The following is a 9,909-nucleotide window of genomic DNA, read 5'->3' as shown; positions in this document are numbered from 1 at the left end:
CAGTTCCTCCACGACCGCTTCAGCGGCCGGCTCAACATCAACGCTCATCGGGTACCTCCTCTGTCAGAGTTACACCGTTGAAAGTACAGTCCCCCCCGAACAGGACGCGTTCTACCGTGGGGCATGCCATCGCCGCGGTTGCCTCAAGGGTGGGCGATTGATGACCGTCGATGAACTTAAAGCAGAACTGCAGTAGAGTGGAGTCCCTTCGTCTGCCTACGCATTGGCAGAGACGCCAACGAGTCGTACTGCCTCACCCGAGAGGCCACCGGGTGGCACGTGTACTACAGCGAACGCGGTGAGAGGAACACCGAAGCGGTGTTTCCGAGTGGAGCTGCAGCCTGCGAGGAGCTTCGGCGACGGGTGATGAATGACGGTGCCGTTCGCCGGTGGACCGAATAGCTGGCCTCTCCCACTCGCGGCTAAGAACCAGCCCTGGTGGGGGATCCGGTTCCGTGTCGCGGCGGATGGGGGCTGGAGGTTCGAACGATGATCGCCGATACTGTCGTCTTGCGAGAATTCGCGAGGAGGACAGATGGGAATCAGTGCCGGAGCCTTAGTCGCGGTCTTCACAGCACTGTTCGTTGTCCTGGTCGTAGTGTTCCTGATCGCTCGGCGCAAGCGGTAGATTCCTCGGCGTTCGCAAGCCGATCCCCTAACGCTCCACTCTGGGCCATGCCCATCGGCTATGCGCGAGTCTCGACCAGCTCCCAGGACCTCACTGCCCAGCGGAACGCCCTCGAGGCCGCCGGTGTAGATCCCGACGCGGTGTACACCGACCACGGGTACACGGGCACCAAGCGCGATCGGCCCGGCCTGGGGAAGGCCCTCGCCGCATGCAGGGAGGGGGACACCCTGGTGGTGACCAAGCTGACCGCCTCGCGCGCTCCCTGCCGGACGCCAGGGACATCGCGGACGAACTCACCCGCAAGGGCGTGACCCTGAACGTCGGCGGCAGCATCTAAAAAACCCCTACGATCCAGTGGGAAAGCTGCTGTTCAACGTCCTTGGCATGGTCGCCGAGTTCGAAGCCGACGTCATTCGCGCCCGCACGCGCGAGGGGACGGCAGTAGCCAGGGCCAAGGGGAAGCTGCGGGGCAAGGCGCCCAAGCTCTCCAGGGCGGGATGGCTGGACGCTGTCTCCTCGCCGGTCCCGGCCCGTCGATCGGGCAGCCGTCTTCGTTCTCGGCGGTTCCCGGGGTCCGGGTCGTCTCCGGCGCCCTTGGGGGGATGGTCGCTCATGTACCAGGGGGCGCCCCGGGTTCGATCCGTTCTGGGCCGATGTCGCCGATGGTCGTCTTCTCGGCGTTGCTGAAGTGCCCGCCGATGATCTCCTCTGCCATATGACGCGCATCGGACTCGTTGTCGTAGCCCGGGCTGCCGTCGGTGGCGATGATTCGGCCGTCGTCCGCCTGCAGCCGCCATCCCCACTTGCCGTCATTGCGTCTGTAGATGATGCGCTTTGCCATGGAGGACCCCCCTTGTGGGCCGGAGTGTGCCCCGGAGCCGGCTCGACGTCTGCCCGGCAGCACAGTCCAAGACTAGTTGTGGAATCGGTGTGTGATGAGATGCACACCAAGGGTCCCCGGCGCCGCGGGAGGCTTGTGCACCCTTGGGAGTCGGAAGCGGCGGCGTCCGGGTGGTCCTCGCCCTCGGCTCCGGGCCGCACGGTGACCGCGAAGCGCGGGACGGTGCTTCTGCGTCCCCTGTACAGTCGCGGACGGCCCGGACGGGCACGCCGCCGAGCCGTCCGCCGTGATGCTTCCAACCTTGTCTGAGCCGCAGCCTCCTCGACCCGGGTGGGCTGGCAGCAGTGCACCGAGTCGTAGTGGCAGTCGGCGCCCCTCCGGTGGTGGGCGCCGACAGGTGGGGGCTGCCGCGGCGCCCGGAGCAGGGCGGGGGCCCTCACGTCAGGGACACGGGGCAGGTGAACCCGGCGAGGGCCTCCCCTTCCGGGGGGAGGGGGTCGGCGGGGACGGCGCCGATCGCCGAGAGCCAGGCGATGAGGTCCTGCCGTTGTTCGAATGTCAGGTGGGTTCCGTCGACCGTGTCTCCCCTCATCAGTGCATCGACGTCCTGGGGTCGGCAGATGACCGCCTCCCACCATCCGTTCTCCGTCCAGCCGCCTAGGCGGAGGACAGCGAGGCGCAGCTCTGAACCGCTGGGCAGCCCGGAGGCGGCGTCTTCGATCATGTGCCGGTACATGCGCCGGTCATCGGGTTCCATCTCCACCAGCTTCCGTCGAGGGCTCCCGGGGCGGCCGCCGGGCCAAGGACCGGTCATCGCGGATGCGTCTCCGGTGCCCGCGCCGCTCAGGCCCGCAAGTGCGAACGGGTCCGGTCGCCGTAGACCCAGTGTCCGCCGTCGAAGCTCGGGGCGACAGGGGCGCGCGCCCGCCCGGGGGGGGGCCCGCGGTGATCCCCTGCGCGCGAGGGGGGGGACGGGCCCGTTTGGCGGGGCCCCCCGGCAGCCTCCTAGTGCGGGTGGTCCTGTCAACGACCGTCTCCATCCTCGACGCCCTGCCAGGCCCCACGTGCTCACCGGCCATGGCCGCAGGGGCGTCAGGAGGCTTAGAATGAGAGAAGCGATCGGCAGTCTTGCCCCTGGCTTTCCGCTTTCTGGTAGCGCCTTCATTGGCGCCAGCAGCCGATCGAACGGTTTCCCATCACCGTAGCTCCCAGCCTCCGCATCGCGCCGACAGCCGGCCGGCCATGATCTGGTCGGGCGAGCCGGTGGCACGGGCACGCCCGGTCCGGACCCCCGAGGGCGTTTTCGTCCTCGATGACCATGAGCTGGTCCGTACCGGGCTGCGGGGCCTTCTGCGTTCGGCGGGCATCGACGTCGCGGGGTCATCTGGGTCAGCGCGGGAGGCAGCCCGGCGCATTCCCGCGCTGATGCCGGCGCTCGCTGTGCTCGACGATCAGCTGCCCGACGGAACTGGCGCCGAGGTGTGCCGGGCGGTGCTGGCCGTCGACCCGCGGATACGGTGCGTGATCATCACGGACGAGCATGACGAGGCCGCCCTGATCGGGGCTGTCATGTCGGGGGCGTGGGGATGCCTGTCCAAGCAGGACGACGGGATCGAGACCGTCCGGCTGGTGCGCCGCGTGCTGGGGGGCCAGACCGCCTACAGCCCCTCGTTCCGGGCCATGCTGCTGGAGCCGCCGCAGGCACCCTTCCTGGAGCAGGAGGTTCCGGGTCTGGCGCCCCAGGAGCTCAAGGTGCTGCTGCTGATCGGGCGCGGGCTCGCCGGCCGCGAGATCGCCGCCACGACCGGCCTTGCGGAGAAGACCATCAAGAACATGACCTCGGTCCTGCTGCACAAGCTCGGCGTCAGCAACCGGACCCAGGCGGCCCTGCTGGTCACCAGGGAGCTCGACCGGTCTGCCGAGGTCCACCGCCGACTCCGGCCCGGCCAACCGGAGGGCTCCACCGAGGCGGTGACCATGGTCCTGCTGGACTGCGTGGACGAAACCGACGGCCCTCTCTCGGAGGGCAGCGAGAGCGCAGGGCTCGCGCAAAGGCTCGGCCGCGCCCTGGACGATGCCCGCACCGTGCCTCACACCAGCATCAGCCAGCACGCCTCAGGAGGGCCTCAAACATGAACACCAACTACGTCCGCGGCGCTTCGATCACCGCTGCGGAATCCCAGTCGGAGATCCAGCAGATGCTCATGGCCTCCGGAGCCACCGGCTTGAGGTGGAGCCGGGAGGACGGCAGGGCGGCGATCTCCTTCAGAGCGGGACCGCGCCGGTTCCGGATCATCCTAGCCCTGCCGCACACGGCGGACGCTCTGCCTCCCCGCAGCACGCCGTACGCGTCCCCCAAGAGCCCTCAGGACCTAGCCCGCCAGCGTTGGCGGCAGCTCTCCCGTCTGATTCGGGCAAAGCTGGACGCCGTGGACTCGGGCATCACCACGTTCGACCAGGAATTCCTGGGCTACATGCTCGGTCCGGAGGACGGCGCCTATCATCTGGTACCGTCGACGTCCTGGACGCGCCCATGAACGAGCTCGAAGCGTCACTGATCATCCGGGCAGGCGCCCAACTGCTCATGGGCGCATCCTCGGACCCGCGGTCGGACCAGGGCTACGCCGCGGTCAAGGAGAACCTCGCGGCCGCCCTGAATGCCCTCGCGGCCGCTCTCGTCAACTTCGAGGCCGGGGCGGCCGAACCCAACCGTTCGGTCGGCTGGGCACAGGACCTGCGTAGGGTGGCCGACGATCTCGAGGAGCGCTAGGGGCGTCCCCAGCCTTGTTGGGCCGGCTGATGGATCTGGGAACGGCTGCGCGCGAAGACACCACTGCCGGCAACGCAGCCGCCCGCCCCCTGAGCGGGACTCTTGTCCTAGCCGAGGGTTGCCAGTGTCTGGCGCCGGGATTCGACGAGCACGGGTGTGCCCGCTCCGACTGTCATGACCTCGCCGTCGATCTGGAGCGGGATCGGGTCGGTGCTGGTGAACCTGTAGCTTGACACGCTGGCCTGGATCCCGAGTCCGACGGTGACGGCCTGCAGGGCCATGAGCGCGATGCGCCACTTGGCCCCTTGGGGCAGGAGGACGACTTCGAACATCCCGTCGTCCGGGAAGCCTGCCGCGCTGATGCGGCCGTACTTGGCGATCCGGGTGATGTTGGCCAGGATCAGGCTGTCCAGCACGGCCCGGGCGCCGTCGGCGCGGGTGATCTCCAGGGGTGTGAGGCCGCGCAGGGCGCGGGCTACGGAGAGCAGTTCTGTGAAGCGTCCCTTGACGCCTGCTTCGATGCCGATGGCCATCAGGGGCGTGAGCCCGAACCCGACGTAGGAATGGGCGTAGCGGGACCAGTGGCCGGGCCCTTTCCCGACGGTGAGTCGGAGGAGGTCGATGCGGCGGACGTCGCCGCGGACGATCGCGTCGGTGATGGGCAGGGTGCGGGTGCTTCGCCGGTGGTCGTTGGCGTTGCCGGCACCCATGACAGCGCAGACGGCTTGGCCGCCGGCGTCCATGGCGCCATTGACGACGTCGTTGTACCCGCCGTCGCCGCTGATGGAGACCAGCAGCGGGCGTCCGCCCTCGGCAGCCGCCAGGGCACGTCCATGGCCGGGGAAGGCTGTGGGGCGCAGGCTCAGCGGCGTGTCGGGCAGGCGGGCGCCCAGCTCGGCCCGCAGCTGCCCGGCCAGGAGGGCCGGGGCCCGGCCGGACGGGTTGTAGATCAGGAGGATCCTGTCGAAGGGTGCCCCTTCACCCCGAGCCCTCATGGCGCACCGAGCCGCGTCAGGGGGTGCCGGCCTCGTGGCGGGAACGGCCCGCGGAAGTTCCCTTGCCCCCGCGCCCGGGGCCGGCCCCGCTGTCGCGGGGAGCAGAAGGGGCGTGGCCGCCGTCGTCGTCCCAGACCTCGTTCTCGGCTTCTTCCTCGGCCTCCGCGCTGGGGACCCGAGCGGGCGGCGGGTCGTGGCGGGCCCTGTAGATGTCACTCACGGTGGCCTCCTCAGGGGCCGAAGTCGATGGCGGCCGCCTGCTCGGCGACGCGCAGGAAACGTTCGTGCTCTGCCTCGTCCAAGTCGGCGCGGGCCTGGCGCGCGAGGTCCTTCTGCGCCAGCGCCTTCAGGGTGGCCGTGCGCACGATGGCTCCCACGACCTGCGCGAGGCCGTCCCTCAGCTCCTGGAGGCTGGTGTCGCTGATCAGGAGCCGCCGGTCCGCGATCTCCAGGCCCGCGTGGCCGAAGCCGGCCTCCTCCAGCTTCCTGCGGGTGGATTCCGCGTGGACGGCCTCGATCTCGAGCGGGTCCGGACGCCGCGAGAGGGATGCCGTGACGGTGTACCGCTGCGGCCCCTCGGACGTGAGGGTGTCGGCGGGCAGCGAGCTGAGGACGATCCCGGTCACCCGGAGGGGATCCTCCGGCCCGGTCAGGTCACCTGCCTTGGCGGAGAGGTCCTCGGTGCGTTGTGGACTGCTGTTCATGGTGTCTCCTCGGGCGTGGTTCCGGGCTGCGGCAGGATCACGCCCTGGCGCCGGCCTTGCGGGACCTGCGGGCATGGGATCGGAGCTGGACGATGCGCGCAGCGCCCGCCGCGGCGACGAGGATGCCGCCGCCGACTGCCGCCATGAGAAGCGCCATGCCCAGGGTGACGGTGCCTTCCAGCCCGAGGAACAGTACCTTCGCAGGCTGCTGATTCTGCAGGATGAAGATGATCAGCAGCACCAGGGCCAGCAGTGCCACCACGACGGCGGCCCACACCATCCCGACCCTGGTGGTCCTGGGCTTCCTGCCGGTCGCGGAGGGGGCCTGGACAGCCCCGGAATCCGGGCCGTTCCGTCCCGTAGCATCTGGGTGGGGCTCTTCTCGTCCGGGTGGGCTCTGGGGGTTGACCGGTAGAGAGGTCATGGTATCCAGCCCTTCTGAGGGGCCGGGACCCGGGCCGGTCTGCGGCTCCTGGGGTCCCGATCCACTGTCTTTCAGGCTACGCCCGCAGCGCGGCGGCCGGCAGGGTAGAAAGGACCGGGTCCGTCAGGGCTGCGTGCGGCCGTGACACCGCTGCTGGGCCGCCGTAGGCTCAAGGGAGGGGCAGGCGTCCGGTGCAGGAGTCTCGATCGGGGCGGTGCCCCCCAGCTGATTCGAGGAACCATGGCCCAGAACAGCGATCCAGACGCCCGGGCCATTCGCCCGAACCGCGTGGTCAACAGCTATGCGGCCCTCCAGAGGCAGGTGCGGGACGCGGGCCTGCTCAACCGGAGGCGCGGCTACTACATTGCGCTCTTCACGATCCTGGCCATCGCCTGGGCCGGCGGCTGGACCGGCTTCGCGCTCATCGGACCCTCGTGGTACCAGCTGCTGATCGCGGCGGGGCTCGGGATCCTGATGACCCAGTTCGGATTCCTCGCCCACGAGGCCGCGCACAGCCAGGTCTTCTCCTCCTGGGCGGCCAACGAATGGTCCGCCCGCATCGTGGGCAACGGGCTCACGGGAATCAGCTATGCCATGTGGCAGCAGAAGCACTCGCGGCACCACTCCAACCCGAACGTGATCGGCAAGGATCCGGACATCAAGCCCGGGACGATCGCCTTCCACGACGCGGCTGCCGCCGCGCGGCCCCGCTGGCTCCGATTCTTCACCCGGCACCAGGGCTACCTGCTCTTCCCGCTCCTGCCGTTCCTCGGCTTCGCCCTGCAGGTCGACTCGTTCAGGTTCCTGCTCCGCCGGGCCCCCGTGCAGCGCAGGGCAGTAGAGCTCGCGATCCTCACCGGCCGGGTGCTGGCGGTGCCTGCCCTGGCATTCTGGCTCCTGCCGCCGGGGATCGCCGTGGCGTTCGTGGGAGTGCAGCAGGGCGTCTTCGGCTTCTACATGGGCGCCACCTTCGCGCCCAACCACAAGGGCATGAAGATCTTCTCGGCGTCTGCACGGGCGGACTTCCTCACCCGGCAGGTCATGTCCTCGCGCAACATCCGGGGCGGCCGCATCATGGACGTCCTCATGGGCGGACTCAACCACCAGATTGAGCACCACCTCTTCCCGACCATGCCCCGGCCGGCGCTGGCCCGTGCGGAGAGCCTGGTTCGGGCCCAGTGCGCCGAGCAGGGGATCCCCTACACCGCGACGAGCCTCCTGGCGTCCTACGGGATCATCATCAGGTACCTCAACGCCGTGGGCCACGGCCTCGGCACCGTCTTCGAATGCCCCCTCGCCGCCCAGCACCGCCCCAACTGAGCGCCCGCCCCAACTGAGCGCCCCGCGCCAGCTGGCCGCCCTGCGCCGGCCGTCGGGGTGAACCCGATCCGGCCACGAGCAGGACGCGAGGGGAGCCGGCCTTCGACGATCCTTCGTTGCCGCCGCCGGTTCCGCGCCGGGGATGGCGGAGAGGGCTGCGACGGATGCCGGGGGTCTCGTCAGGGGTGCGCTCGTGGCGGCCCGCAGGGCCTGGGCGGAAGGCGCCCCAGTGTCAGCAGGTGAAGCGGACTTCTGCGGCGAGGGCCTCCACGGCCTCCCTGCGGTCCCGTTCGAGCAGTACCATGGCTTCGAGCTCGGAGCGCCGCTGGCCGTGTTGCGCCAGGGCTGCGATCGAGACGTCCCGGAACAGGCGGGCAAGCTCGCCCGCCAGGCCTGACCTGAGCTGTTCGAGGTTGGTGTGCTCCACGAGTAGGCGCCGGCCGGCGATGGCGAGGTTGACGCCTTCGTAGCCGGCGTCGCTCAGCCGCCGCACGCTGGAGGGATGCTGGATCAGGTCGATCTCGTACGGCTCGGCCCGCCTGCTCAATGCGACCATGACGGTGTACTTCGATGGGCCGCGGGCGGTGCCCAGATTCCAGGGCAGGGCACTGGCGACGATTGCGTTCAGGCCAATGGCCTGCTCGGGCAGGCGGGGGGCACGCTCGGTGATGGATTCCCTGGTGGCGTCCATGGTTGTTCCACGTCCTTCAGTCGTTCTCGGGGTGCCCGCGCGGGAGCGCGCGGGGCGGTCGCTCGCGGCAGGGGTGCCGGAGGGTTCACGGCTGGAGGTTTCGCTGGAGACGTGTCGTCGGGCGCCTGCCGGCGCCTCTCCCAGAAGAGGTGGAGGCCGAAGGACGGCGGGCTTCCGTATCCCAGTCTACGCGCTTTCCGCATCGCGGAAGGGCAGGATCGGAGGCCCGCTTCAGGCAGCAGCGGTCAGGCCCGTGGGAGGCCGCGGGTCCGGCGGTACGCTGGGGGCATGGACTACTCCGGTTCGCCCCGGGCGCCCAGGGGCGGGGGGCGGGCGCTTCCCCTCACCGCGCTGGGCGATATGTTCGGGGCGGAGTTCTACAGCCACCCCGAGGAGTACGGATTCGGGGAGTGCGACGAGGAGACCATGGAGCAGCTGCGCCGCGTGCGCCAGGATCCGCAGGCCAGGGTGCGCATATACCGGGCCCTGCCGCCCGGGCTCGGCCAGATCAACCGTGGGGACTGGGTCACCCTCTCCAGGGACTACGCCCGCCAGCACGCAATGCGGGATGACGTCGCCGCTCGGGACTGGCCCATCGTCCAGGCCGAGGTCAGCGCCCGCACCGTCTTCACCGACGGAAAGGACCTGGACCAGTACGGCTACGACGGGCCTTCCCTCGCAGGCCTCCTTGACCAGGGCCCCCAGGCGGACCCAGGCCCCCAGCGCCCGCACGGCCGGGAGGAAGACTGGCCCGACGCACGTTAGCGGCCCTGCGGCCGCCGGGCCCGGCACGCAGCGACTCCACAGTCCAGCCACTCCTCCACCGGACTGCCTGACCGAGAGCCTCGACGAGGAAGCGGAAGAGGCAGCCGCTGTTCGGACGAGGCCGGGGTGCCGGTGCGGGAAAAAGAGCCATCGGTGAGTGCAGTGCTAGCACCGGGGTCCCGCGCGGCCGAGCTCGCATTCTCACTGGTATCTGGGCTCCAGGCTCTCGCTGGGCCTGTGCTCCTCGACGATCGGTTCAGGCCCCCCGGACCGGCACGCGTGGGTGCCGTCCCTCCTTTCCCACGTGGGGTCAAGTGGGCCAGAGACGAGCCGATGCAGTTCATGGTCGCCTTGGAGCGCGAGAGGGCTTTGGTGCAAGGACTGGCCGTCCAACGCGAAGAAGTACCTCCGGCGCGGCCCGAGAAGATCAACTTCCGTGATGAGGTCGCCTCGTATGCGTCGGATCTCGAAGGCACATGCACATGGCCCTATAGCCGTTTCCCGGACATCCATGGCGAGGAGATTGATGATGTCTAACCCTCGAGCTTCAGGGGAAGCGCTTCACTCCGAGCCCGCCGGAGGATGACGACGAGTTCGAGCGCGAACCGAATTAGCGGCCCTCGTCGAGAGTGTCGGAGGCGGTGACATGAAGACGGTAAGGTCGGCCGCGTCCGTCTGTCGTCGGCGCTCGAAAACTGGGCAGTAGCGGCGCTCGAAAAGTGAACACTCGACGATTGGAGAGTGATCACTTTGGAGGACTGGGCGTTGATC

General features: G+C 69.4%; 13 protein-coding genes and 1 pseudogene. 7 read left to right on the top strand and 7 right to left on the bottom strand.

The genetic code is table 11. The features are described from left to right. The first annotated feature begins 675 nt into the window (after positions 1-675). Positions 676-1,315: pseudogene (locus J2W21_RS19705) on the top strand (recombinase family protein). On the opposite strand, the gene J2W21_RS19700 reads toward J2W21_RS19705, so the two are convergent. Further along, positions 1,239-1,469, bottom strand: a complete 231-nt coding sequence (locus J2W21_RS19700) for a YegP family protein (RefSeq protein WP_307116215.1) — start codon at positions 1,467-1,469, stop codon at positions 1,239-1,241. The pseudogene J2W21_RS19705 and the gene J2W21_RS19700 sit on opposite strands and share 77 nt — an antisense overlap. 436 nt (positions 1,470-1,905) lie before the next feature. Further along, positions 1,906-2,226, bottom strand: a complete 321-nt coding sequence (locus J2W21_RS19695; RefSeq protein WP_307116214.1) for a hypothetical protein — start codon at positions 2,224-2,226, stop codon at positions 1,906-1,908. Between the two features lie 485 nt (positions 2,227-2,711). On the opposite strand from J2W21_RS19695, the gene J2W21_RS19690 reads away from it, so the two are divergent. The 3 genes from J2W21_RS19690 to J2W21_RS19680 are packed head-to-tail and all read left to right on the top strand — an operon-like array spanning position 2,712 to position 4,239. After that, positions 2,712-3,605 (top strand): response regulator transcription factor, encoded by an 894-nt coding sequence (locus tag J2W21_RS19690; RefSeq protein ID WP_307116213.1) that lies wholly within the window; start codon positions 2,712-2,714, stop codon positions 3,603-3,605. After that, positions 3,602-4,006 (top strand): hypothetical protein, encoded by a 405-nt coding sequence (locus J2W21_RS19685; RefSeq protein ID WP_307116212.1) that lies wholly within the window; start codon positions 3,602-3,604, stop codon positions 4,004-4,006. Before J2W21_RS19690 ends, J2W21_RS19685 begins: the two co-directional genes overlap by 4 nt. Then, the gene (locus tag J2W21_RS19680) at positions 4,003-4,239 is read left to right on the top strand and encodes a hypothetical protein (protein ID WP_307116211.1); all 237 of its coding nucleotides are present in this window, start codon (positions 4,003-4,005) and stop codon (positions 4,237-4,239) included. The genes J2W21_RS19685 and J2W21_RS19680 overlap by 4 nt, the downstream gene beginning before the upstream one ends. A gap of 107 nt (positions 4,240-4,346) precedes the next feature. On the opposite strand, the gene J2W21_RS19675 is transcribed toward J2W21_RS19680, so the two are convergent. Genes J2W21_RS19675 through J2W21_RS19660 form a run of 4 tightly spaced genes read right to left on the bottom strand, consistent with a single transcriptional unit; the run spans position 4,347 to position 6,218 of the window. Further along, complete coding sequence (locus J2W21_RS19675; RefSeq protein WP_307116210.1) at positions 4,347-5,234, bottom strand: diacylglycerol/lipid kinase family protein; 888 nt, start codon at positions 5,232-5,234, stop codon at positions 4,347-4,349. Positions 5,235-5,250: 16 nt separating this feature from the next. Further along, entirely contained in the window at positions 5,251-5,454 is a 204-nt protein-coding gene (locus J2W21_RS19670) for a hypothetical protein (protein ID WP_307116209.1), read from the bottom strand. 10 nt (positions 5,455-5,464) lie between these two features. After that, positions 5,465-5,938: a hypothetical protein gene (locus J2W21_RS19665; RefSeq protein ID WP_307116208.1), complete on the bottom strand. Its 474-nt coding sequence runs from the start codon at positions 5,936-5,938 to the stop codon at positions 5,465-5,467. Between the two features lie 37 nt (positions 5,939-5,975). Then, the gene (locus J2W21_RS19660; protein WP_307116207.1) at positions 5,976-6,218 is read right to left on the bottom strand and encodes a LapA family protein; all 243 of its coding nucleotides are present in this window, start codon (positions 6,216-6,218) and stop codon (positions 5,976-5,978) included. 384 nt (positions 6,219-6,602) lie between these two features. On the opposite strand from J2W21_RS19660, the gene J2W21_RS19655 reads away from it, so the two are divergent. Next, positions 6,603-7,682 (top strand): fatty acid desaturase family protein, encoded by a 1,080-nt coding sequence (locus J2W21_RS19655; RefSeq protein WP_307116206.1) that lies wholly within the window; start codon positions 6,603-6,605, stop codon positions 7,680-7,682. 232 nt (positions 7,683-7,914) lie between these two features. Here J2W21_RS19655 and J2W21_RS19650 read toward each other — a convergent pair whose 3' ends face one another. Beyond that, entirely contained in the window at positions 7,915-8,373 is a 459-nt protein-coding gene (locus J2W21_RS19650; RefSeq protein WP_307116205.1) for a hypothetical protein, read from the bottom strand. Positions 8,374-8,661: 288 nt separating this feature from the next. On the opposite strand from J2W21_RS19650, the gene J2W21_RS19645 reads away from it, so the two are divergent. Together J2W21_RS19645 and J2W21_RS19640 are read left to right on the top strand one after the other, a co-directional pair. Continuing rightward, positions 8,662-9,138, top strand: coding sequence for a hypothetical protein (locus J2W21_RS19645; RefSeq protein WP_307116204.1), 477 nt, complete (start codon positions 8,662-8,664; stop codon positions 9,136-9,138). A 333-nt stretch (positions 9,139-9,471) separates the two neighbouring features. After that, on the top strand, positions 9,472-9,675 hold the full coding sequence (locus J2W21_RS19640; RefSeq protein WP_307116203.1) for a hypothetical protein: 204 nt from the start codon (positions 9,472-9,474) through the stop codon (positions 9,673-9,675). The last annotated feature ends 234 nt before the right edge of the window (positions 9,676-9,909 follow it).

The sequence above is a fragment of the Sinomonas atrocyanea genome (assembly GCF_030811715.1).
GTDB lineage: Bacteria > Actinomycetota > Actinomycetes > Actinomycetales > Micrococcaceae > Sinomonas > Sinomonas atrocyanea_A.
Note: the sequence above shows the minus strand (reverse complement) of the source record. Positions and strands in the feature narration are given on the sequence as shown.

Bases quoted from the DNA above. Each gene is read 5' to 3' on its own strand.
- J2W21_RS19650 (WP_307116205.1), bottom strand. From the start codon at position 8,373: ATGGACGCCACCAGGGAATCCATCACCGAGCGTGCCCCCCGCCTGCCC.
- J2W21_RS19645 (WP_307116204.1), top strand. From the start codon at position 8,662: ATGGACTACTCCGGTTCGCCCCGGGCGCCCAGGGGCGGGGGGCGGGCG.
- J2W21_RS19655 (WP_307116206.1), top strand. From the start codon at position 6,603: ATGGCCCAGAACAGCGATCCAGACGCCCGGGCCATTCGCCCGAACCGC.
- J2W21_RS19660 (WP_307116207.1), bottom strand. From the start codon at position 6,218: ATGGTGTGGGCCGCCGTCGTGGTGGCACTGCTGGCCCTGGTGCTGCTG.
- J2W21_RS19700 (WP_307116215.1), bottom strand. From the start codon at position 1,469: ATGGCAAAGCGCATCATCTACAGACGCAATGACGGCAAGTGGGGATGG.
- J2W21_RS19680 (WP_307116211.1), top strand. From the start codon at position 4,003: ATGAACGAGCTCGAAGCGTCACTGATCATCCGGGCAGGCGCCCAACTG.
- J2W21_RS19690 (WP_307116213.1), top strand. From the start codon at position 2,712: ATGATCTGGTCGGGCGAGCCGGTGGCACGGGCACGCCCGGTCCGGACC.
- J2W21_RS19685 (WP_307116212.1), top strand. From the start codon at position 3,602: ATGAACACCAACTACGTCCGCGGCGCTTCGATCACCGCTGCGGAATCC.
- J2W21_RS19640 (WP_307116203.1), top strand. From the start codon at position 9,472: ATGCAGTTCATGGTCGCCTTGGAGCGCGAGAGGGCTTTGGTGCAAGGA.
- J2W21_RS19695 (WP_307116214.1), bottom strand. From the start codon at position 2,226: ATGGAACCCGATGACCGGCGCATGTACCGGCACATGATCGAAGACGCC.
- J2W21_RS19675 (WP_307116210.1), bottom strand. From the start codon at position 5,234: ATGAGGGCTCGGGGTGAAGGGGCACCCTTCGACAGGATCCTCCTGATC.
- J2W21_RS19665 (WP_307116208.1), bottom strand. From the start codon at position 5,938: ATGAACAGCAGTCCACAACGCACCGAGGACCTCTCCGCCAAGGCAGGT.